Annotated in this window: 21 protein-coding genes and 1 riboswitch; of the genes, 8 read left to right on the top strand and 13 right to left on the bottom strand. The window is 30.2% G+C overall.

Annotated elements, in window-relative coordinates; translation table 11 throughout:
* Nucleotides 1-44: 44 nt before the first annotated feature.
* From J9309_RS08755 to J9309_RS08735, 5 genes are read right to left on the bottom strand one after another with little or no spacing between them, the layout of a single operon-like run.
* Nucleotides 45-719 carry a c-type cytochrome gene (locus J9309_RS08755; protein ID WP_230475509.1) on the bottom strand — a complete coding sequence of 225 codons (675 nt, stop codon included), beginning with the start codon at nt 717-719 and terminating at the stop codon, nt 45-47.
* Nucleotides 719-1,282 carry a DUF3341 domain-containing protein gene (locus J9309_RS08750; protein WP_394369280.1) on the bottom strand — a complete coding sequence of 188 codons (564 nt, stop codon included), beginning with the start codon at nt 1,280-1,282 and terminating at the stop codon, nt 719-721. The genes J9309_RS08755 and J9309_RS08750 overlap by 1 nt, the downstream gene beginning before the upstream one ends.
* On the bottom strand, nt 1,263-2,666 hold the full coding sequence (nrfD, locus tag J9309_RS08745; RefSeq protein ID WP_230475508.1) for an NrfD/PsrC family molybdoenzyme membrane anchor subunit: 1,404 nt from the start codon (nt 2,664-2,666) through the stop codon (nt 1,263-1,265). The genes J9309_RS08750 and nrfD overlap by 20 nt, the downstream gene beginning before the upstream one ends.
* A 33-nt stretch (nt 2,667-2,699) precedes the next feature.
* Nucleotides 2,700-5,855: a TAT-variant-translocated molybdopterin oxidoreductase gene (locus J9309_RS08740; protein WP_230475507.1), complete on the bottom strand. Its 3,156-nt coding sequence runs from the start codon at nt 5,853-5,855 to the stop codon at nt 2,700-2,702.
* Between the two features lie 22 nt (nt 5,856-5,877).
* A complete protein-coding gene (locus tag J9309_RS08735; RefSeq protein WP_230475506.1) occupies nt 5,878-7,293 on the bottom strand; it encodes a c-type cytochrome in 1,416 nt (471 codons plus the stop codon).
* Between the two features lie 408 nt (nt 7,294-7,701).
* Here J9309_RS08735 and J9309_RS08730 point away from each other — a divergent pair, with 408 nt between their 5' ends.
* A complete protein-coding gene (locus tag J9309_RS08730; RefSeq protein WP_230475505.1) occupies nt 7,702-8,190 on the top strand; it encodes an SPOR domain-containing protein in 489 nt (162 codons plus the stop codon).
* 34 nt (nt 8,191-8,224) lie between these two features.
* Here J9309_RS08730 and J9309_RS08725 read toward each other — a convergent pair whose 3' ends face one another.
* A complete protein-coding gene (locus J9309_RS08725; protein WP_230475504.1) occupies nt 8,225-8,554 on the bottom strand; it encodes a hypothetical protein in 330 nt (109 codons plus the stop codon).
* A 143-nt stretch (nt 8,555-8,697) separates the two neighbouring features.
* On the opposite strand from J9309_RS08725, the gene J9309_RS08720 reads away from it, so the two are divergent.
* Nucleotides 8,698-9,966, top strand: a complete 1,269-nt coding sequence (locus tag J9309_RS08720; protein WP_230475503.1) for a Y-family DNA polymerase — start codon at nt 8,698-8,700, stop codon at nt 9,964-9,966.
* Nucleotides 9,966-10,388 carry a LexA family protein gene (locus J9309_RS08715; RefSeq protein WP_230475502.1) on the top strand — a complete coding sequence of 141 codons (423 nt, stop codon included), beginning with the start codon at nt 9,966-9,968 and terminating at the stop codon, nt 10,386-10,388. The genes J9309_RS08720 and J9309_RS08715 overlap by 1 nt, the downstream gene beginning before the upstream one ends.
* Nucleotides 10,389-10,415: 27 nt before the next feature.
* On the opposite strand, the gene J9309_RS08710 is transcribed toward J9309_RS08715, so the two are convergent.
* Both J9309_RS08710 and J9309_RS08705 read right to left on the bottom strand, forming a co-directional pair.
* On the bottom strand, nt 10,416-10,859 hold the full coding sequence (locus tag J9309_RS08710; protein ID WP_230475501.1) for an energy transducer TonB: 444 nt from the start codon (nt 10,857-10,859) through the stop codon (nt 10,416-10,418).
* Between the two features lie 3 nt (nt 10,860-10,862).
* Entirely contained in the window at nt 10,863-11,195 is a 333-nt protein-coding gene (locus tag J9309_RS08705; protein ID WP_230475500.1) for a HopJ type III effector protein, read from the bottom strand.
* 183 nt (nt 11,196-11,378) lie between these two features.
* Between J9309_RS08705 and J9309_RS08700 the strand changes: the two genes are divergently transcribed.
* Nucleotides 11,379-11,804: an energy transducer TonB gene (locus J9309_RS08700; protein ID WP_230475499.1), complete on the top strand. Its 426-nt coding sequence runs from the start codon at nt 11,379-11,381 to the stop codon at nt 11,802-11,804.
* Between the two features lie 59 nt (nt 11,805-11,863).
* Here J9309_RS08700 and J9309_RS08695 read toward each other — a convergent pair whose 3' ends face one another.
* Nucleotides 11,864-13,639 carry a MutS-related protein gene (locus J9309_RS08695; RefSeq protein ID WP_230475498.1) on the bottom strand — a complete coding sequence of 592 codons (1,776 nt, stop codon included), beginning with the start codon at nt 13,637-13,639 and terminating at the stop codon, nt 11,864-11,866.
* A 109-nt stretch (nt 13,640-13,748) separates the two neighbouring features.
* Nucleotides 13,749-13,844: riboswitch (SAM-I-IV-variant riboswitch) on the top strand.
* Between the two features lie 45 nt (nt 13,845-13,889).
* On the opposite strand from J9309_RS08695, the gene J9309_RS08690 reads away from it, so the two are divergent.
* Entirely contained in the window at nt 13,890-14,498 is a 609-nt protein-coding gene (locus J9309_RS08690; protein WP_230475497.1) for a hypothetical protein, read from the top strand.
* On the opposite strand, the gene J9309_RS08685 is transcribed toward J9309_RS08690, so the two are convergent.
* From J9309_RS08685 to J9309_RS08675, 3 genes are all read right to left on the bottom strand, one after another.
* The gene (locus tag J9309_RS08685) at nt 14,476-15,399 is read right to left on the bottom strand and encodes a hypothetical protein (RefSeq protein WP_230475496.1); all 924 of its coding nucleotides are present in this window, start codon (nt 15,397-15,399) and stop codon (nt 14,476-14,478) included. The genes J9309_RS08690 and J9309_RS08685 overlap by 23 nt on opposite strands.
* A 31-nt stretch (nt 15,400-15,430) precedes the next feature.
* Nucleotides 15,431-15,754, bottom strand: coding sequence for a hypothetical protein (locus J9309_RS08680; protein WP_230475495.1), 324 nt, complete (start codon nt 15,752-15,754; stop codon nt 15,431-15,433).
* A gap of 85 nt (nt 15,755-15,839) precedes the next feature.
* A complete protein-coding gene (locus tag J9309_RS08675) occupies nt 15,840-16,985 on the bottom strand; it encodes a hypothetical protein (RefSeq protein WP_230475494.1) in 1,146 nt (381 codons plus the stop codon).
* Nucleotides 16,986-17,197: 212 nt separating this feature from the next.
* On the opposite strand from J9309_RS08675, the gene J9309_RS08670 reads away from it, so the two are divergent.
* Nucleotides 17,198-17,926, top strand: a complete 729-nt coding sequence (locus tag J9309_RS08670; RefSeq protein WP_230475493.1) for a 3-ketoacyl-ACP reductase — start codon at nt 17,198-17,200, stop codon at nt 17,924-17,926.
* 566 nt (nt 17,927-18,492) lie between these two features.
* Here the strand turns inward: J9309_RS08670 and J9309_RS08665 are convergent.
* On the bottom strand, nt 18,493-20,040 hold the full coding sequence (locus J9309_RS08665; protein ID WP_230475492.1) for a tetratricopeptide repeat protein: 1,548 nt from the start codon (nt 20,038-20,040) through the stop codon (nt 18,493-18,495).
* Between the two features lie 109 nt (nt 20,041-20,149).
* Here J9309_RS08665 and J9309_RS08660 point away from each other — a divergent pair, with 109 nt between their 5' ends.
* Nucleotides 20,150-20,395: a hypothetical protein gene (locus tag J9309_RS08660; protein WP_230475491.1), complete on the top strand. Its 246-nt coding sequence runs from the start codon at nt 20,150-20,152 to the stop codon at nt 20,393-20,395.
* Between the two features lie 752 nt (nt 20,396-21,147).
* Nucleotides 21,148-23,967, top strand: coding sequence for a hypothetical protein (locus J9309_RS08655; protein WP_230475490.1), 2,820 nt, complete (start codon nt 21,148-21,150; stop codon nt 23,965-23,967).
* Nucleotides 23,968-24,117 lie beyond the last annotated feature (150 nt).

Raw genomic sequence — 24,117 nt, 5'->3', positions numbered from 1 at the left:
ATTTTGGGGAAAATGTATATTGCATGATAAATTAACTTATTTGATTATTTTTCGTTAGTTGTTTGTTCAGTTGTTGTTTCTGCCTCAACTGCAGGAGTTTCTGCAGCTGGTGCAGTTTCTGCCCCACCATTTTTCAAACTCATAACGTATTCAGCAACTCTCCAACGATCAGCAGGCGTTAATTGAGAGGCATAAGAACCCATCGCATTTTTACCATACATGATTACGTGGTATACAGAACCTACAGTTAATTCACGTTCACCGTAAGTTGGTACTCCAGAATAAGCTCCAGATTTAACAATAGAACCTTGTCCATCTCCAGCGTCTCCGTGACAAACTGCACAGTTTTGTGCATATAACTTTTTACCCTTTTCTAAATCTTTTACTTTATCTCCTTGTAAAGGTGATGTAGTTACAGTTTTAGATTGAGCGTAACCTGCGTTATTGTTTTTATAAGGCCAAGGAAGAATGTCACCCTCAGTTCTAGCAACAGAACCTTCAACAGATTCTAAAGCAGACATATTGTAGTGTGCATTGAAAACTGGCACATCTGATGCAGTTTCTCTCTCTGGATATTCTGCATTTGCTTTTTGATAAGGATCATACGCAGTTGCATAGTACATGTCTGGCATGTAAACGATACTTGGCGTACGTTGTTTATCCGAACAAGAAGTTACCAAAACTCCTGCTAATCCTAAAAATAGTGCAATCTTTTTCATTATGCTTCTTCTTGAACTAAATTATTAACTTGACCATAGTCACCTTTTACAGTAACTTCCTCTGCTCCTGTTTCGATGAAAACATTTTTGATTTTCTCTACATCAGTAGTATGAATTTCAATCATAAATTTATCATCTGTTGTACGAGGATCTGGATTTTGTGGCGCAGCTCCTGGGTATAATTTATTACGGAATAAATAAGTCCAAGACATAAAGTGCGCTGCACAGAATACCGTTAATTCGAACATAATTGGCACAAACGCTGGCATATTTTGACCCCAAGAGAAAGCTGGTTTCCCTCCGATGTCTTGCGCCCAGTCATGGTTCATAATAAACCAAGTCATCGTCGCTGCTAATGTTGTTCCAAATAAACCATAGAAAAATCCAATATCAGAAATACGAGTTTTCTTTAATCCTAACGCTTTATCTAAATGGTGAACAGGAAATGGTGTATACACTTCATCAATTGTAATACCTTGCTTACGAATTGATTTTACTGCTTTCATTAAATCATCGTCGTCTCCGTAAAGACCATATACGATTTTAGTGTTCGTGATGCTCATCTTCAGTATGATGTTTTTTGTAGCTTTCGCCAGATGATTTCAAAATTGTTTTTAATTCTGCTTGTGGTAATACTGGGAATGTACGAGCGTACAATAAGTATAATACAAAGAAGAATCCGTTAGTTCCTACGAAGATACCTACGTCAACGAACGTTGGCATAAACATAGTCCAGCTTGAAGGTAAGTAGTCACGAGATAAGTTGATAACGATAATGTCGAAACGCTCGAACCACATACCAACGTTAACTACAATTGAAATGATGAAAGTCCAGAAGAAAGATCTTCTAATAGGACGGAACCATAATAATCCTGGGATTAAAACGTTACATAAAATTAACGCCCAGAAAGCCCACCAATAAGGTCCTGTTGCAGCACCTGGAGAGAAGTATGTAAAATCTTCATAACGAGAACCAGAGTACCATGCAATCCATAACTCAGTTAAGTAAGCTACTGCTACCATACCTCCAGTTACAACGATTACGATATTCATGTACTCGATGTGTTTACGAGTAATATATGCTTCGTAGTGGAATACTTTACGTAAAACTCCTAATAATGTTTGTACCATCGCGAATCCAGAGAAGATCGCACCTGCTACGAAGTAAGGAGGATATACAGTCGAGTGCCATCCTTTAATTACTGACGTTGCAAAGTCAAATGATACAATAGTGTGTACAGAGAATACTAACGGTGTACATAAACCAGCTAATACTAATGAGATTTCCTCAAAACGTTGCCAGTGTTTCGCTTTACCTCCCCATCCAAATGATAAGATTCCGTAGATTTTCTTAGCAAATGGTTTAGTTGCACGGTCACGAATTAATGCGAAGTCAGGAATTAATCCAATGAACCAGAAAACTACTGATACAGAGAAATAAGTCGAGATCGCGAAAACGTCCCATAATAATGGCGAGTTAAAGTTTGGCCATAATGAACCGAATTGGTTAGGAATTGGGAAAACCCAGTACATTAACCATGGACGACCCATGTGGATTACAGGGAATAACGCTGCCTGTACAACGGCGAAGATAGTCATGGCTTCCGCAGAACGGTTTACTGACATTCTCCATTTTTGACGGAATAATAATAAAACGGCTGAGATTAACGTACCTGCGTGTCCGATACCTACCCACCATACGAAGTTAGTGATATCCCATGCCCAGTTAATCGTTCTATTTAATCCCCATACACCGATACCTGTTCCTACTGTATATGCAATACATCCAATACCTAATAAGAAAGCTACGAATGCAATCCCGAAAGCAGTCCACCAAAGTTTACCTGCTTTACTCTCAATCGGGCGTGCGATGTCATTAGAAATATCGTGGTAGGTTTTATGTCCTGTAATAAGGGGTTCTCTTACCTGTGATTCGTAATGTGACATATTTGTTTACCTTATGATTCTTTAATAAATTAATTATGCGTTCTCTTTTCTGTTTCTAACTTTAACTTGATAGATAACATTTGGTTTAGTTCCAATCTCTTCTAATAAAACATAAGAACGTTTATCTTTAGATAATTTTCTTACATCTGATTTATCATCATTGATATCACCAAACTTCATTGCTCCTGAACCACAAGCTGCCGCACAAGCTGCTGCATCTTTAAATTCATCATCAGAAACACGACGACCTTCTTTCTTAGCTTTTAAGATAGTAGCCTGAGTTTGTTGAATACAGAAAGAACATTTTTCCATAACCCCTCTTGTACGTACTACAACATCTGGATTTAATACCATACGTCCTAAGTCATTGTTCATGTGGAAGTCAAACTTATCGTTTAAGTTGTAGTTAAACCAGTTGAAACGACGAACTTTGTAAGGACAGTTATTAGCACAGTAACGAGTACCAACACAACGGTTGTAAGCCATCATATTTTGACCTTGACGACCGTGAGAAGTAGCAGCAACTGGACACACAGTCTCACAAGGAGCGTGGTTACAGTGTTGACACATCATTGGTTGGAAGATCACGTCTGGATTCTCAGCTTCTGGCTTAATTAAACGTTCGTATTGTTGTGGCTCATTGTCTGGATCTAATTCTAACGCAACTTTCTGAGTTAATTTTCCGTTCGGATCATTATAAGTAACATCAGAGTAGTAACGGTCGATTCTTAGCCAGTACATATCACGAGAACGACGCATTTCATCTTTACCTACTACTGGAACATTGTTTTCCGCTTGACAAGCGATAACACAAGCACCACAACCTGTACATGCATTCATGTCGATTGATAAGTTGAAGTGTGGTCCTGTAGAACGATCAAATGATGCCCAAATATCAACTTCACCTGTTGGAGTTGTTCCTCTCCAAGTTGGCATTACGTGAACTGGATTCCATTCTTGACGATCTGTGTTGATGAAATCATTTAAAGAAACTTCACGAGCAATCTCGTAACGTCCCATTAAAGTTGGTTGTTGTTGCATGTTAGCAAATGGGTGTTTGTCTGTACGAGCAGATTTCTCTATCGTAACATTTGAAGCACCTACATTACCAGCATAAATTTCGTAAGCATTAACACCTACTCCGTTTGCAACTTTACCAGCTTTAGTACGTCCGTAACCGAAAGCTAAACCTACAGTTCCTAACGCTTGACCTGGTTGGATGAATACAGGAACTTCGATCGTTTGTCCATTAACTGTTACGTTAACAAACTCTCCGTCGAATTGCATTCTTCCGTTAGTCACGTTGTAGTTATCTTGAATTTTGATTCCTAACTTCTCAGCATCCATTGGATTTACTGTTAAGTAGTTATCCCAAGAGTTTCTTGTGATTGGATCTGGTAACTCTTGTAACCAAGGGTTATTAGCTTGTGTACCATCTCCTAAACCAGCTTTAGCATAAAATTGAATTTCCCAAGTAGACGGCTTAGCAGCAACTAATTTAGCAGCAGCTCCAGCAGCAGCACCTGCATTTCCTGCAAATGAAGTTACTTCTTGAGATTCGTTGTAACCATTATATAAAGCTTTGTTAAAATCTACACCTAATTGAGGTAAGATAGAAGCCTCCCAGTTATTCTTAACGTATAAGAAGAATGGAGAAACTTTTTGTCTTGTAGCAGAAACTGCCATTTGCTGAATTGGATCATTCGCATCAACAACTTCTGTAACTTCAGTTTGACCTGTCATCCATGCGATTAATGAATCTTGGAATTGACGAGAATCAAATACACGACGAATAGTAGGTTGTTGTAATGAATAAACACCTGTTAATGGGTTAAAATCATTCCAAGACTCTAATGCGTGTGTAACTGGAGCAACTACATCAGCTAACGAAGCAGTTTCATCTAATTTTTCAGCCATTGCAACTTTTAAAGCGATTGCTTTAAATGCAGCTTCAACATCTTTAGATTTGTTGCTTGTATAAACTGGATTTACTTGGTATGTAAATAAAACACCAACTTGCCCAGCTTTAGCTTCATTGATAAATTGATTAAAAGCAGCATCATTAGATTCTTTTAATTTAACAGCTTTTGTAGAAACTGCTGAAGAAGCTAATAATTGGTTGATTGCGAAAGCTAATGTATAAGCTTCTTTAGAACCATCAGCCATTACTACGGCTTTAGAACCTTTTGCTTTTAATTCTGCAACAATTGATTGAGCTTCTTTAGAAACAGATCCACCTTGTAATCCGTTGTAAACTTCAGCTAATAATTTTTCAGTTGCAGTTGGTTGTAATGGAATACGAGTATCCGCATTAGCACCAGTTAAAGATAAAACAGATTCAACTTGGATGTGACGTAACATTGTAGCTCCTGGTTTACGAGCTTCAGCGTACGAACCTTCCATACCACCACCATTGTAATCAGCTAAGAAATCAGCGTTGAAAGCAACAACTAATTCAGAAGTTGATAAATCGTAGAATGGTAATTCTCTTTTTCCGTAGAATTCTTGTGCTGCATCTAATCCGTTAGAATAAGAAACTGCATCGTAAACTACGTGTTGAACTGTTGGGTATTTAGCAGCAAATTCAGCAATTAATTTCTTAGTTGAAGGTGAAGGGATAGAAGAAGTTAAAATAACTGCTTTTTTTCCTCCTAATGATGCTAACGCTTTAGTTACTTTAGCATCAACCTCTTTCCAAGAAGTTTGTTTGAATTTATCACCACTATTTAATAAAGGTGTTTTGATTTTATCTGAATCATATAATGATAATACAGATGCTTGAACACGTGCATTTGTAGAACCAAAATATTTTGCTCCTTTATTTGCATCAATACGGATTGGACGACCTTCTCTTGTACGTACTAAAACGTTAGCATAATCGTATCCATCAAAAATTGATGATGCATAATATGTAGGTACACCTGGATTAATATCCTCTGGTTTCACTACGTAAGGAACAGATTTTACGATTGGAGCTTCACAGGCTGCTAATGTAACAGCAGCTGTACTGAACCCTAAAATCTTCAAAAAGTCACGACGTGAAGTTTGGTTATTCTCCATGGCGTTATCATTCCCTAAGAAATTATCTACAGGAATCTCTTCTGCAAATTCGTTGGTAGTTAACTTTTCATTTAAAGTATTGTCAGTTAACTCCTCAAAACTTCTCCAGTAATTTTTCTTCGAAGCCATTTATACTCCTCTCTTTTTTATATTAATAATGACATTTACCACACTCTAAACCTCCGATTGCATCTACTGTAACTTTAGTAGCATCACCGTATTGTTTTTTCAATTTTTCGTGTAGTTCTGCGTAATATTCTTTGTTATAACCGTTGTCCATGTCAACTTCTGTAGTTCTGTGACATTCAACACACCATCCCATTGTGAAATCGTTAGCCATTTTCACCTCGTCCATTTGATCAACTTGACCGTGACAAGCGAAACATACTTGATCTGCACCTCCAACATTTAATTCTGCTGCATTAGGAATTGTACCTTCTTTAATAGCTTTTAAGATAGCTTGTTCACCTGCAACAACGTGTTGTGCGTGACTGAAGTATACGAAGTCTGGCATATTGTGGATACGAATCCATTCAATTGGTTTCTGAGTTCCTTCGTATTTATTTGTTTCAGGATTCCATCCGATAGCTTTATACATTTTTTGGATTTCTCCTGTATAGAACTTCTTCACTTCGTTTCCGTCAGCAAATTTACCAGAAGCTACTAATTCTTCTTCGAAGTATTCTCCTTTGTATTCTTTGATTGTTTTGTGACAGTTCATACATACATTAGTAGAAGGAATACCTGATACTTTACCGTATTTAGCTGAACTGTGGCAGTATTGACAATCGATACCTTGGATACCAGCGTGAACTTTGTGAGAGAAGTAGATTGGTTGTTCTGGTTCGTAACCTTTATCTACACCTACACCCATCATTCCCCAGTAAATATTGAACAATCCTAAGAATGCTAATACACCTACAGCTAATCCTGCAACTTTCTTGTATTTCTCGAAAGTTTCAGAGAAAGATTGTGCTGTTTTTGCTACAGTTGGATCTAATTCGTTTGCAGCTGTAGCGTTTACTAAAGCATTAACACGTACTAAAATCCATAATAATAAAGCAGCTAATACAACGAAACCAACAGCAACGATACCTGTAGAAGCACCACCACCTTGTTTTGCAGCATCTTTTGCAGCTTTTTCTGCAGCTTCTTTCTCAGCCTTTGCAGCTTCAAAAGCAGCTTTACCTCCATCTGGGTCAGCAGTATACGCTAAGATGTTATCAATATCACCGTCAGAAAGCCCCGGGAAAGCTAACATTTCTGTGTTATTGTACTCAGCATAAATCTTGTTTGCATACGCATCTCCTGATTCACGTAATGCTTTGTTGTCTTTAATCCAAGCATACAACCATTCCTTACCTAAGCCTTGTTCGTCACTAAGACGCTTTTCGACATTACGTAATTCTGGTCCAATCATTTTGCCATCAATTTGGTGACAAGCTGTACAGTTTTTATCGAATAACTCGTAACCTTTTCCAGCATCTTGGGCTTGAGTAAGGGAGAACGTGGCCATAAGAACCGCGGCACTCCATAAACGTATTCTCGTTAGAAATCTTGCCTTCATTTACTTAATTTCTCAATTCGTTGTTTACTTTTAATTAGTTTTTATTTGAACACTTAACTAAAAGCAAAAATACTTTCAATACTTAATAAAATCATAAAGAAACCATACTGAACTTTATCATTGAGCTTAATTTAAAAACGTTCTAAATTAATTGCAATAAATTATCAAGTGATAGCTTCCATTTATTATGTGATCAATTTTGGTTTAATCCAAAAATTAATATGAATTCATTTATTAATGGATATTTCCATTTAACATAATTACAATTCATTGTTTTTAAAATAATATTTTACAATTTTAAATTACACTATTAATTTTGGAATGATATTCGCTCATTTAAGTTTTATTGTTATTATTTATTTTTTAAGTAATAAAGTTCAAAGTATATTTGCTCAAATTAATTCATTCATGAAAAATTTTATAACATTATTTGTAATGTTGTTTTCAACAATTCTTTTTGCTCAAGAAAAAATTGATACTGTTATCATTAATAATAACGGAACGTTAAAGATAGAATTAGATCAAAGAATTAATCAAGTAATTACTGCTAAGGAAGATGCATCGTGTCCTGTAGCTGTAAAAAAAGTTGTAGAGAAGAAAGAAGGTCCAAAAGCTACTGCTGCAGACCCTTGTGCTACACAAACACAGATTAATGGATTCAAGATTCAGATTTATTATTCTAAAAACAGAGCTGACGCACAAAAAGTAAAAAACGAATTTGATAATGCTAATCCACATCTAAGTTCGCAAGTTGCTTATTTCGCACCTGATTATAGAGTTTTAGTTGGTGATTATTTTACTAAAAATTCTGCAAGTTCTGACATCAGAAAGTTAAAATCAAAATACAATAGTTCGTTTGCTATTCCTTACAAAGTTCTATGTCGTAGAGCTAAATAGCACTGAATTTATATCATAAATAAAAGAGGAATTGTTATATAATAATTCCTCTTTTATTATTTTTACGTCCTTCAATCTCTAAAAGATATAGCAAGTTTGAAGCATTTGAAACATCGTAAGCAGGATTTCCCATTACAAAAACACCTCTTTCTTCACTTGACAAACATTCAATTCCATAGACAGTAGAAGAATCTTCAGGATTTGATTCACCTTCGTAACGAAAAATATAAATAATCTTAAAATCTTGTGGATTATCTAAAATCCTATTCTGTAAAAGATTAAAATCTAATTCGTATCCTTTCTTTTTTAATTGATTTAATGCTTCGCTAGATGAAGCGTATAAAAATTGCTTACTCTCAAACATACTATTCTAATTTTGATTAATACTACCTAAGATAATTAAAACTAAAATCATAAAGTATTAAAAATCAATTATTAACAAAATTTTACAACTGATTACTTAAAACGACACAATTTGTCCGAAGCCAAAAATACTTTTGGCAAACCATGTATGCTTTAATTGATTGTAATAATTTTTATGTGAGTTGTGAAAGAATTTTTAATCCCAATCTTTCCAACCGACCTGTTGTTGTACTATCCAACAATGATGGATGTGTAATTTCTCGCTCTGAAGAAGCTAAGAAACTTGGCGTTCCTATGGGTGCGCCATTTTATCAATACAAAAATCTTTTTCATAAAAATCATGTTAAAATACACTCTAGTAATTATGCATTATATGCGGATATGAGCGAAAGAGTTATGAATATTCTGTATAAATATACACCCGATATCGAAGTCTATTCTATTGATGAATCTTTTTTGAAATTTAACGGATATGATAGTTTTTTTAATATCGAATTAATTGCTCATCAAATTAAACAAGAAATCTTAAAAGGTGTTGGTATTCCTACTTGTGTAGGTTTTGCACCCACTAAAGCTTTAGCCAAGGTTGCCAATAGAATTGCTAAAAAATTCCCAAAAGAATTGAACGGAATTTACATTATTGATTCTGAAAAAAAACGAATCAAAGCATTAAAATGGTTAGCGATTGAAGATGTTTGGGGAATTGGAAAACAATTAGCTGCAAGATTACGATTTATGAACATTAATAACGCTTATGATTTTACCCAATTATCAGATCAATATATTAGAAAAGAATTTTCTGTGGTTGAACTTCGATTAAAAAAAGAGTTACTTGGCGAATCTGTTCTGAAATTAGAAGATATTAAAAACAAAAAAAATATAGCGACTACAAGATCATTTGAACACGATGAAAAAGATTTTGAATTTGTAAAAGAACGCATTATTACTTTTGCATCTGTTTGCGGTGAAAAATTACGCAAGCAAAATTCGAACGCTAATTTAATTTCGATTTTTATACAAACCAATCCGCAGAAAGAAACTTTGCAATACAGACGAACGGTTGTTTTGAAATTACCATTTGCAACGAATTCCTCAATCACATTAGCGAAATATGCGATTAAAGGATTAGAACAAATTTATAAAGAAGGTTTTGCCTACAAACGAGCCGGAGTTGTAGTATCTGGTATAACAGATGCAAATCATAAACAATTAAATTTGTTTAATGACGAAAATTCAAGACACTCACAATTAATGAAAACGATTGATGGGTTGAATCGTAAAATAGGACAACATAAAATAAAATTGGCCGCACAAGATTTGGAACGAACGTGGAAAATGCGACAAGAACATTTATCAAAAAATTACACGACAGATATTAATCAAATTATTGAAATAGATTTAAACTTAGCATAATGAAATTAACAGTTGTACAACCAGAATTTATAACCGGAAAGGAAGTTACCTTAATGGGTAATACCATTCAAGCTGGATTTCCATCACCAGCTGAAGATTTTAAAACAGATAAAATAAGTTTAGATGTTGCTTTGGTCAAAAATAAAGAAACTACTTTTTATGCCAGAGTAAAAGGCGATTCGATGATTGATGCTGATATGGACGAAGGCGACATTTTAGTTATTGATAAAAGCCTAGAACCTACCGACGGAAAAATTGCAGTTTGTATGGTTGATGGTGAATTTACTGTTAAAAAAATTAAAGTAGACAAAGATTGTCTTTGGCTTGTACCGTACAATAAAAGATTCAGACCAATTCGTATTACAGAAGATAATGATTTTTTGGTTTGGGGAATTGTTACTTATATTATTAAGCAAGTATAAAAAAAGGAAGTTTTTAACTTCCTTTTTTTATTGTAACCTAAATGGCATTGAAAACTTAACATCTACCGGAACGCCATTTTTAATTGCCGGTTGATAAATAATATCTTTATTGATTTCATTAAAAACTTCCAAAGCATAAGGTATCAACTCTTCCACTCCTTGTCCTTTAATATCTTTCAATTTACCTTCCTTACCAATTACGTAAGTAATTTTAACTACACCTTTTGGCAACTTTGTATGATCGAATTTTGAATTAAAAAGCTGAATAAATTTCTGATTCATCTTACTCGAAAAATACGTTACATTTTCCTGAGCTGTTGGATAAACTTCACAACCTTCATAAACAGCCATTCGGTCAACTTCCCTAGACGTATAACTTGTAGATTCTTCTTTTAAATCATATGTTTTCGTTTCTTGCGCACAAGCATAAAAAGAAAATAAAATAAATAGTAGTGTTAAGTTTTTCATCATATTTTATTTCGCTGTTAAAGCTTCTCCTTCAAATACAACACCATCCCAACCATTCGCCATAAACTGACGGATATTTTGATGATCTGTACCTTCAGGCGTATCTAAAACTGATTGATAATGTTCTGCAAATAATTTTAAAGTATCTTCTACTGATAAATTTTCTAATTTACCGAAAGCTAAAACTTTTGCACTTCCTTGATTTTGATCTGCTGCATTTTCTTGCACTCCATTTTTAAAAGCTGTTGGTGTGTGCGTATATTTTGATTCAATAAACGCTATTACATCATTAAAAACTGCTGAACCTTCAGCTAATTGCTTTAAAATTTCTTGAGCCATTGTATTTTTTCTTTAAAACAAAAGTAACGAAAAAGAAGAAATACATTAAAAAAAACATACATTTTACTCTAACAAACAATCAAATCAAAGAATGTAATTTTCTGCACAATAAACATTTAACAAATATTTTAACATTTTTAAATTCATATATATTTATATTTAAATAACTTAAAAACACAACATATGAAAATACTAACATTTACTTTAGGTTTGTTTATGACACAATTCGCATTTGGACAACAAATCTATACAGCAGATCAAGTAGATCAACACGCGGTTTATCCTAAGGATTGCGACAAAACTAAATCTACAAAAGACTGTTTTACGATATCACTTTCTACAGATTTAGCTAATGAATTTGATGATTTAGTAGAAAAATTTTCAAGTGGAAATCATGTAACAAAAATTAGCTTCGTTATCAACGAAGATGGAAGTATTACTGATGTTACACCAATAACGAAAGATGAATTTGGAGAGAAAACAGCTAAATTATTACAAGTTCTTTTTGCTAAAAATGAAATTTATAACAAGAAAATTCAGCCTGCGAAATTAAATGGTAAAAATGTAAAAATGAGCTATTCTTTACCTGTTAGATTACAATATATGTAAAATATAAAAGCATAAAAAAGACCATTTCTGAATATTAAAAATGGTCTTTTTCTTTATCATTAATCAATAATTTTATATTGTTTTAAGAGATAAATCGCGTTCATCATTTGCGTTGTTCCTTTTCTCAATTTGTAATCTGAAAAGTAATTTTCGTCTACATTTTTCAGTTCAAAACAATAATTGATAATATGATCCGGAAAATCGGATTCCATCTTCGTCAATTCTAAATCATGTGTTGCGATAAAACAAGTTAAATTCGTTTTAGATTTCATTAATTTTTCCAAGAATTTCTGCGAACCAATTAATTTATCCTGAGAATTTGTTCCTTTCAAAATTTCATCTAAAATTATGTATTGTGGCTTACCTTCTTCTAAACGATCAATTAGAATTTTCAATTTATTAATTTCGTTTTTAAAATAAGAATCTCCAGACGAAAGGTTATCAACTGTACGAATACTTGTAAAAATATCCATCGGATAAAAAACCATTTCTGCCGCACTTACATTCGCACCATTCATTGCTAAAACAAGATTTGTTCCGACTGTACGCAAAAACGTACTTTTACCAGCCATGTTTGCACCAGTTATAATTGCAATATTATTTCGTCGATTAGATTGAAACTCGTTTTTAACAGCAATATCTTCACTCAATAAAGGATGAAATGCATTTTTTAAACTCAATTCAAATGGTTGATCCGAAATAATTGGCGTGGAAAAAGTATTGAATTTATCATTAAAAATTGCAAAAGAAATATACGCTTCAATCGCTGATAATTTCACAATCCAATCTTGATTATTTTTGATAGCGGATCCTACTCTACCTTCTAACTGAATGGTGTGGTACAATTTCCAAAGTGTAAAACAATTTAACAGAAAACCAGCAATTGGAATTCCTAAAGCGGAAAAACCATCCATGGAAGATTTAATCCCCTTTAATTGATCAGAAGCTTTTACACCATCATTAAAAAGTCCGTTTTTATTGTTTAAATTAATTTCTTCTTTAAAGTCTTCATTTTCTGTATGAATTAAAAGTTCAATTAAATGATCTAATTGTTCAGGGCTAATAAAGGCGAAAGAAAGTGACTTATTGATTCGATTTTTAAATAAAAAATTGATGATAAATCCTACAGGAATAGCTATCACAATCCAAAAGAAAACTGCTTTTTTAGGAAAACCTAAAACGGCTAAATAAATAAAAATCGCAAGATTGATAACTCCTAAAACAATAGGTAAAAATCTTAAATTTTGATTTTCAAATTGACGATTTAAAGTTCCGAAAATCTCGAAAGATTTTAAATTAGCTTTGCTAGAAAATGTTAAGAATTTTACAATCCAATCGGGTTTATTTTTTAATTCTTCTAAAGCTTTCTGCCGATTTAAAATTTCTTCTTTTTCAAAAATTAAGTTCGATAAAAAATATTTCAATTGTACATTTCCAATATAAGATTGTGTTTTATTTAAACGATTAAACAAAGACTGGCCTTCTAAAATATCCAAATCTTTGTTATAAACATTAGCAAAATGTTCATCGTTTATAGCTACGTATTCATCAACTCTATCGTTAGTTTTAATATCTTCAATAATTAACAAAGACTGAGAAATGTGTGCGATTTTGTTCGAAACATTTGTGGATTTCACCACAAAAATCATAAAGATTATAAATAGAATTCCGGTTGCTAAAAGCAATAAAATATTGTCATGAGAAACGTAAAAATAAAATAATACACAAGTCATAACAAATGCCGCTAAACGGATATTACTTAATAAATTTTTACGCGATTTTAATTCTGAAAATTGTTCTTTAAGTTGATTTTCTATCTGAATATAATTATTCATTTCATTCGTTTTAGTTCAGTAAAAGTAAGCATTCTAACATAAAAATTATTCTTTTACACATCTACATCAAAATCAGCATTTTGAAAATTAGAATATAAATTATACTTTTACCACGTATTTCGAATCACAGCATTGTGATACCAACCGAGAGTAGTCTCCACGGTGGTCAAATAATACGGGATTACTTTCCAAAAATAACGTAAAACATCCTCTATTAATCGAAATACAATAAACATTAAAAATTTATTGTATGAATCACACAAACATTTCAAATTTAGTTTTCAACAAACTATCTAACGTTGAATTAATTGATTTTATTAATCAATTTACACCTATTAAAAACGAATCAACTTCAACACAAATTGAAGAAGAATTTAGACGAAGAGATTTTAATTATCAGCATCTAATTAACCATAAAAAAGAGTTACAACTTGTACAGCCTTTACGTTTAATTGATGGAAATTTATTTGAAGTTAATATTCCAAAACCGCCAATGGTTGGTAATTTTTATAGGAAAGTAAAAGAGTTGATTGATTTTTTGAAATTCAGCCCATTTTTAGAAGGTAAAAATCTAGTCACATTTGATTATATATTGGATCAATTTTACGCAACAAAAGATGACGTGAAAATAATTGAAGAAAATGAGTTAGAAAATCTTCCTTCAAACACTGTTTTTATAGGTTTCAAAAACACTTTTCAGACCTTCCAGAATGAGCAAATTCTAGATAAGATAAGTTATTTAGAAACCTTTGTAATAATTGATAAAGGCCCTTTTTATCGTGGATTGAAAGAAGTTGTTATTTATAAAAATAATCAAGTTGTTGATGTATGGAAACCTACAAATATTGATTCAGAATAATCGACATTTTTTCAGCACCATTTTCATTCAAATGATCTGCATTTTGAAAATCATCCAAGGTAAATAACTCGTTATTTTCAAGGAAATTTAGCCAAATTACATTTTGATATTTTTTTGAAATAGCATGAGTAGTCATTCGCCAATAATTGAATTGCTTTGCGTTCAATTTTTTGACATAAGCATCAGTTGTTGGCGATGAAACTAAAATAACTTTAATTTGATTTTCCTCGCACCAAGAAATTATATTTTCTAATGATTTCTGATTTTGATTCATTCGCAATTTGGTTAAATTATCATCCATGTTTTTGGAATGATTATTAACCGCATGAATCGCACTTTCTTGCCAATCTAAATTTGATTTTATATAGCGCTTGTTAATATAACCAGTAGAATCTATTGTGATTTTAAAATCAGGATTACTCTTAAACAATTCTAAATCAGCTAAATTTTTATCAAAACTTTGATGTGCAATTTCAAGTTGATTTTCAATTTTAAAAGTATGAGAATATAACTGGTAATAGATGTTATAATTTTTGATTTTATGAGCAGAAGTTCCATCTTCCAAAGCCAATACATAACTAAAATATGACACAGGAATTATTACTGTTTTCAGCTGTGTTAATTGATTTTTATAACGATTAAATAGCTTCTCATCCAAATCTAAAGTTTGAGATGAATAAGCCAAATTAAATGCTGGTTTTTCAAAATATTTAGGATCTACACCAACAAAAGTATGTGAACTTCCTAGAATTAAAACTTCAATATTTTCTTTATTTTTTCGAAGATGATACTGTTTCGTTTTGAAATCATTTGGAATTGCTCTCAAAAAATATTCAAAAGAAATTGTGACCAAAAAAAAACAGAATGAAATTCCTAAAACAAACAGTAATAATTTTTTCATTCTGCAAATTTATATGTAATAAAACAATGTTTTATTTGTTTCTGACATAAATATAGATGTCATTTTCTTTATTTAAATTTCTAAAATCTAGCATACTTTCGATACATTCTTTGGCTGAAGATAATTCCCCTTCCCCATTGTAATTGATATATTTTCCTTCTGCTAACGAAGAAACATTATTGTTCAAGATTTCATCAGTTAATATCTTTCTTTCGCCAATCAATGTGTAAACATACTCGTGACCTGTTTCGTCTGTAAAATTTCGCACTCGATAGATTTCCGAAGAGTCGTTTGGTTCAGAAATAATAAATAAAAAATCTTTTTTTGGATCTTTTTCAAAAAATACTCTTTTCATAATGGAAATTTTTAGCCTATTAAATTTAACTCATTCTTTGTTACAAATAAAATTTTTAGATAAATATTCTTTTAAAATTCATCAATTAATTTGCTGATTGTCTTTTATTAAACAAATACAACAAACCGATAATAATTATTAATCCAAAAACCACTATTGCTATATTTCTATATTTATGTGGATTAGAAATCTTAATTTCAGGACTGATATTTAATTTATTTTCATTAATCAAATTAAGAATATCTTGTTTAAGAATTTCCGCTTCTTTGATGCCTTTAATGCACAGTGGATAATATTTTTCAGTATTCGTTTTATCTAACAATAAATTATAGCTATCTGTGTAATTACAATACATTTTATCGAATAAATAAACCTTTTTATCAGCATTTTTAAGCAATTCATCCATTTGTTTTGTGTATATCAACGCTTGATTGTAATCGCCTTTTACGTTGTTTGCATAGGCTAAATTATTATACACTGTAAAACTAGAATACGCGCTTTTGGTTGCATTAAAACGCAAGGATTTCTTAAATAATGAAATTGCATGAACTAATTTATTTTCATCATCCTGATTGTTACTATTAGCTGCAAGATGATCCATATAAGTAATTCCTAAATAATTATATGCAATTGTTTTAGCGACTTTATAATCTTCTTTCGGTAAAACTGTACTTAATTCTTCTAAAATTGTTATCGATTCATTTAACAAATCACGACTAACAATGATGTTACTTTTATTGAATGACAAACTTTTTTTCAGCAAAAAAGTAGATTCAACATATAATTTTTCATCTCCTTTTAGTTCACTCCCAATAAACTTAATTCTTTTCAAAATCTGATCCGTATACTCCGTATATGAAACTTTGTTGAAGTAGTCGTAAAATTCGCTCAGTAGGAAAACATAAGAAATTTTACTTTCAATTTCAGTTCTCATTATTTCTTTTTCAAAAATTGCATAACACGCTCTTGTATCACCAATTAAAAAGTAATAATGAAATAATAAAGCATTAAACTTATTTGAATAATAATCATTATCAGAACTTTTGTTTAAGCCAATTTTAATTTTAGTTTCTAAATCTTTATTGATATATAAATCTCCCAATAAATCTGACGCCGCTCTAAATTCTTTATTTAGCGATTCATCATAAAATCTTTGTTCACTTTCGAATTTCGGAAAACTATATCCCTTAAAAGAAAACAATAAAAACATCACTAATATTACTAATCTCAAAGCTAAAAGAATTAATTTTTTATTAATATACAAAATATTAAAACACAATAGCATATAATGTTTTAAATAAAATAATTAATTCGAAGCATTTGCATATCACTCTTATAAATCTTCAATTTGCGAGATAAAATTCTAAATTATTTAAACATAATTTATTCTAAAACATTTGATGAATTAGCTGAAATAAACAAACTTTGTAAAAATTTATTACAATGGAAATGCAATCATTAAATGGAAAAACAGCTTTAATTACAGGAGCTGGAAAAGGTTTAGGAAAAGCAATGGCTTTAGCATTGGCTAAAGAAGGAGTTAATTTATTATTAGTTGGTAGAACATTATCAGATTTAGAAACAGTTGCTAGCGAAGCAAAAACTATAGATGATACAATTTCTGTTTCAATTTCAACTGCAGATATTAGTGAGTTACAAGAAGTGAAAAATTCTGTTAACGAATTAACTGAAAATGCAGCATCAATAGACATCTTAATTAACAATGCAGGTATTTTAAGAGTTGGTGGAATTTTAGATTTACCAATTGAAGATTTTGAAAATACTATTAAAACAAACGTTTTAGGGACATATTACGTAATGCATGAGGTTTTACCTTATTTAACGCAACAAACATCAAGTGACATCATTAATATTGCTTCTACAGCTGGATTAAAAGGAAACGCTAATTTGAGTGCTTATGGAGCTTCTAAAGCTGCTGTGATTAATATGACGGAGGCTGTGATGCAAGAATTTAGAAAAAAAGGTGTGCGTGTTACAACGATTAACCCAAGTACAATCGCTACTGAAATGACTTTAAATGCTAAGTTTACGGATGGAAACGAAGATCGTGTTTTACAGCCTGAGGATTTAGCTTACTTAATTGTGAGTCATTTAAAACTTCCGCAGCGTGCTTTTGTAAAAGATTTCGGATTATGGTCGACTAATCCATAAGAAACATAAAGAAAAAAGCCCGTTTAAAGGGCTTTTTTTATGCAAATAAAAAAACGTTTATCTTATCAATAAACGTTTCTTAAAAAAAATGCATAAAATATTAAACTAAAAGAAAATTTCTAAACTTATATATGGAATATTGTATTTAATTCCATATTCGGATTTTTAAAAGAAACATGGTAGTTCAACTAAAAAACTACCATGTTTACTAACCTAACTAACTTAAAACTATTCTTATTTCCTATCGAGACCAATGATAACATTTAACATTAGTAAATTAGCGCCTCGATATTACTCCAAGAATATGTCGTAATCCTTGAGGTAAAAGTAGATTAGTTTTTTACTTGATGCAAGTACTTGTAGTCAAGTATCGTCATAGCGTATTATTTTTGACGTAAAAGAATATATTTTTTCCTTTTTTAAAAAACTTAAATGATTGTTATTAAATTCATTATATAATTAATAAAAATTTAAATTTTTAGTCATATTTTTTGTTATGTAAATAAAAAAAGTACAGAAATAGACGTTTCTGTACTTTATATAAAAAATTTCAATTCGGAACTGATTTATTTATCTATTTTATCACTCAAATTTTTGATAAAATCTTTCGGTCTGATATTAGTTGTATCTAAAAATGCATCAGAAAATTTCTGTCTAGAATTAAAACCACACTCTTCTGCAAGCCCATCCATCGTAAGATTTAGGTATTTTTTATCACTCACTAACTTTTTGATGATATAGTTGATACGAAGATCATTTAAATATTTTCTAAAATTCTTATTCTTATATGTATTTACAAATTTAGATAAGGTAGAACGGTTTGTATTTAAACTCTTTGCTAAAGAATCTAATGAAACATCTGAATTAATAAACTCTAGATTTTCCTCGAAAACCCTGATTTTCTGCTCTAATTCTTGAAATAAAATTTTATCCGATTCTAAAATTGTTTCAACCTTAGCTACTACAACTTCTTCAGTACTATCCTGGCTTAACTTATCAAGATACTCTTCTACTTTTCTATTTAAAATTTCGTTCTTCTTCTTTAATTTATAATAAACTAAAAATGATGCAATTGCGATAATTACAATAAGAATTAGAAGAACTATACTTTGTGTATTAAGAAATTTAACTTCTTTCTCTAATTGATCTCTTTGTAATGTTAAATTGTTCTTTATATAGTCATTGAAATAATGTTGTGAAACTTCTTGATTTACGACATAATTTATGCTATCAAATTCTATTAAAGTATTAATTACTTCAACTTGCTTGCTCTTATCACCTTGTTCTTTATAATAACTATTTAATTTCAGGAAATTATCTCGCAAAGTAATATCTGTAATTCCTGTCTTTTCATATAGCGCTTTAACTTGTTCGTAGTAACTTATTGCTTTATTTTGCTCGCCTTTTTTCTGATAATTTTCACCTAAATAATAAAGGATATACATTTCCCAGTAAACATCTTTATTATTTACAATAGTAGTTAAAGACTTCTCTAATAACTTAATTGATTCATCGTAATTTCCTTTATAAAATTGTATTATACCTTTGTTTTTTAAAGCATAATCTGAATCAATTTTATCGTTTGAACCTTTTAGATGTTCTTCGTTATAAGTTTCGGCTTTCAATATATTGTTATTTAATATATTCAGAACCGTTAACCTTCCTAATACAGCGGCTAAAGCCTTTTTATTATCATCAATTTCTTGATTATTTTTAAAGTAGTTGTAACATTCTAATAGAATCGTATTTGCTTCTTCTAAATTTCCTATATGTTGATTTGATAATGCTAATCCGTATTGAATTGTATAATATTTAGAACTATTTTTCTTTGGATCTAAATATTGAGAAGCTTTTAAATAATTTTCTAATGAAGTTTTATATTTTTTTTGTCCATATAAGAATGTTGCTTTTTCTAAATAAGCAGTTGAAATTATTTCTTCATCGTTAGTAGAAATAGCAAGAGCTATAGCTTTATCTAATCTTTCGAAGATTGCTTCATTTGTTAGATCAGTTCTATTATTAAGTAACTCTTTTATGTTTTCGTTTTTAATATCTGTTTGTGAAAAGGAATTTATACAAACAAATAGAAAAAAAATTAAAGTATTTAACTTCATTTTTAATTATTTACAATCAATTATATACGTTTTCCGTCATTATATATAAAATATGACTATATTTATTTCCAAATATAACCTACAATATATAGTTTTGAAAAAAAAACATATGAATATTAAACGACTTTACTCTAAATTAATTGTATTAACTGCAATATCTTTATCACTTGTTTCATGTGCAAACGATGATGACAACTCTGAATACAACGCTACTTTCCCGAAAATTGAATCAAGAAACACAACTGATACAATTAATTCGAGCAACACAAATCCAGCTATAAATTTATTTGGAAAAGAAAAAGAAAAGGAAAGACCTCAAGCTTGTCAAGGTTGGAATTGTGTACAATTTGACTAATAAATTTTTATATAAATTTTAAAAAATCGGAAAATCTTAAGATTTTCCGATTTTTATTTTTAATCAAATTTGAATTGATTTTTTTCTATTAAATAATTAAAGTACTTAATTATTTTTTTATATCTAATTTTAAAATTTGATACTAAAAAAATTAAAAGTCATTTTATAAATTGAATCTAAATACTTCTATTTCACAAATTAGTTTATAAAAGATATATTATATTGGGTAAAATCTTTCAATACTTATTCTATCAAAAAATAATATATTCTACCCTTCTTCACTTAAATTAATCATATCTAAATATATTAACTAGGCCTTTATGCTTGTATTTAAAATTTCAAAACATTTTAAAGCCTATTATGCATATCTACCTTACGTTTTAGTATAAGAATTTTCAAATTGAACTTTAAAGATTAATTAATAACTAACATTTATTAACAACTATCAACTTACCTTAATATTAAGCTAAATCTCTATTTGTTTTTATACGATGTATCAAAAATATCTACATAGATCAATACCACTCCCTACGAAACCGTAATTAATAAATCTTTTATTAGTTATTAATTTTTACTTTTTCGGAAAAATTATATTTTAGAAAAAATTCATTTTTCATAAAGCTTAATTAACTTATATAAAATAATTTAACCAACAAAAAACTAATGTAAGAATTAATAAAACTTATACACTTGTAATATAAGTACAATCTATTGTTTTATAATTTTGCTCTATAATTAATCGAAATCCCATTATGAAAAAGAATTACATTTTAATCGCTATTGTATTTGGAGCAACCTCTTTGAATGCACAAGTTGGTATAAATACTGAATTACCAAAATCAACGTTGCATGTTAAAGAATCTGAAGAATTTAAATCTACATTACCTGAAGGTATAATTACACCACAATTTTCTGGAAACGATTTAAAAGCAAAAGATAATTTATATACTGAGTTACAAAAAGGAACTATAGTTTATATTACTGAAGGTTTAACAGAAGCTGCAAGTGATAAAACTATCAACATTAATAATCCAGGATATTACTTTTTTGACGGAGCTGTTTGGCAAAAAATGAATATTGAACCTTGGAGAATACAAAACACTAATAAACAAGCATCTAACAACTATGAAAACATTTACCAAGAAGGTAATGTAGCTATTGGTTTTAAAGAAAATGACCCAACTTCTAAATATAAATTAGATGTAAAGGGAGCAACAAAAACAGAAGTTAATAGTGAAAACGAGAATTATGTAAAAATTAATGGTGACAAAGGCCGTGTTCCTTATTTGGGAAATTTTAATTATAATTTCGAATCTTATTACAGTGGAGATATAATAGATTTCACAAACTCTGAGAATGTTTTTAATAACTCATTAATAAATGGTAGATTAAGTACAAGAAACACTCTTTATTACCCAACAAATAATAATTCTTTAAAATTAATAGGTCGAGAAGAGAGATATGATAACAAAACTAATTCAGATTTACACTCTAATGTACAGTCTATACATTTATTAAACGGTAATAGCGCATCATTTACAGTTTCAACTGATAGTGATAAATATTTGCATAACGGTATAGTGATGCAATCTAATCCTGATGCATCTAATTTAAAAAGTGTATTTACTTTAAATTCTAGACAAGACTTTGAAAATCAAAATACAATAAGTTTATCTGACCCTAAAGGAATAGTATTTCAATATTCTAAACCAGATGAAGTATCTGGAATCAGAACATCAGGTGCATATATATTCCCAAAATCTATAGGGTCTGAAAATCAGGTTTTAACTACTAAAGGATATGACAATTCAAATCCACCTAGAGATGCAGATGGAAACCCTCTAATACGTACAGAACTAGAATGGAAAAATATTTCTGATTTAACAAGTCCACAGCCTTGGAAAGTACAAGGAACTGAAACACAAGCATCAGACAACAACCAAAATATTTACCAAGAAGGTAAAGTTGCAATTGGATTTGATAAGGATGGACCTGTTTCAAATTATAACTTACACGTAAAAGGTACATCTAATGTTGTAAATAACACTAGTTCGTTAAATAGTTTTGATGTAAAAGGTTTAGCTGTAGATTACGGTTCTTCGAATGAAATTATTGTAGATGTAAAATCAATGTATTCTGGTGAAGCTATTGATATAACTAATCCAGAAAATATATTATCTATAGATTCTAAAACAAATAATAGAAAAGGATACTATGAAGTAATTGGGTCAGCAAATAGTACGGATACGAACCAAACATTAAAACAAGAAATTTTCTTCGATAAGTCAAATCCTGATTTAAAAATAAACGTAAATAAGTCAACTGGTTTTGTAGGTAAATCTGCAATTAATCAAATTTTTATTAATTCTGGTAACAATCACTCAAATTCTATTATTATGCAAAGTGATTCGGAAGATGTTGGGTTAAATGGCTTTGTTTTAGAATCAAAAGTTAATGGTAATGTAAATAAAATTTCATTAGAAAATTCTACAGGAATTAAATTTTCTTTTAGTGACAATAACGATACTGAAAATAAAAGTTCATACGTATTCCCAAGAAAAGCAGGTACTTTAAATCAAGTTTTAGTATCTAAAACCCAAGATGAAACAAATACAACACATTTAGAATGGAAAAATATTTCTGATTTAATTAGTCCACAAACAGAACCTTGGAAAATTCAGGGAACTGATACACAAGCGTCAGACAACAATCAAAATATTTACCAAGAAGGTAAAGTTGCAATTGGACATAAATTAACGGATAGAGTAGCAGATACTTCATTAGAAGTAAATGGGGCTATTTCTACTATCAAAACGACAAATATAAATAATCAAAAATTCACTAATTCAAAACTTATCAGTCAAGAGTTTAATAATGGCAATGAAAGTGTTTTTATTGATGGTAATTTTGGATATCTAGGCGAACCTTTTGATTTTACTTCTTCAGTATCTAATTTTAGAAATTCAGTAGAAGATATAATATTATCACCTAAAGGATTTATGGATTATAAAGTAACAGGATTAACAGATAACCGACTAGTAAGTTTAAATGAAGTCCGTATTTACGATAAGACTAACTCTAATCAAAAAATTATTTTTGAAAATGACTATGGTATTAATCTAAGTAATTCTAATTATCGTGTAGCAACTGGTGTAGGTGAATATTCGACGGGATTAAAAATGATAAGTGATGTTAATAATTCTGGAGAATTCTCAAATCAATTCATTTTAGGTTCATATAACATTAGTAATAAAAATGAAATTAAATTAGGTACTACAGAAGAAAATGTAACTTTTAAGTTCTCTAGAAAAATTTCTGATGATATGTACCGTGAGGAATCTTATGTTTTCCCATCTAATAATGGAGAAAAAAATCAAGTACTTGTTACCGATGGTGGTAGTAGTAATACAATCAACTCTAATGCAAAACTAGAATGGAAGAATATGGGTGAAATTGTAGAAGAAGTAGTTTTGAATAAAATTAAAATTAAATCACCAGGTAATAAATGTTTTGAAATAACTGTATCTGACAATGGACAATTAAATACTGAAGAAGTTACATGTCCACAATAATAAATAAACCAATTTAATAGAATAAATCTTTTCAATTAACCAATTAATAGACCTATTTTTTTTAGATAGGTCTATTTTTAATTCCAAAATTTATATTCTATAAATTTATTTTAAATTGAGTCATATAAAATATTTACTATTTGTTTTATA

It is taken from the genome of Faecalibacter bovis, from assembly GCF_017948305.1.
GTDB classification, from domain to species: domain Bacteria; phylum Bacteroidota; class Bacteroidia; order Flavobacteriales; family Weeksellaceae; genus Empedobacter; species Empedobacter bovis.
Note: the sequence above shows the minus strand (reverse complement) of the source record. Positions and strands in the feature narration are given on the sequence as shown.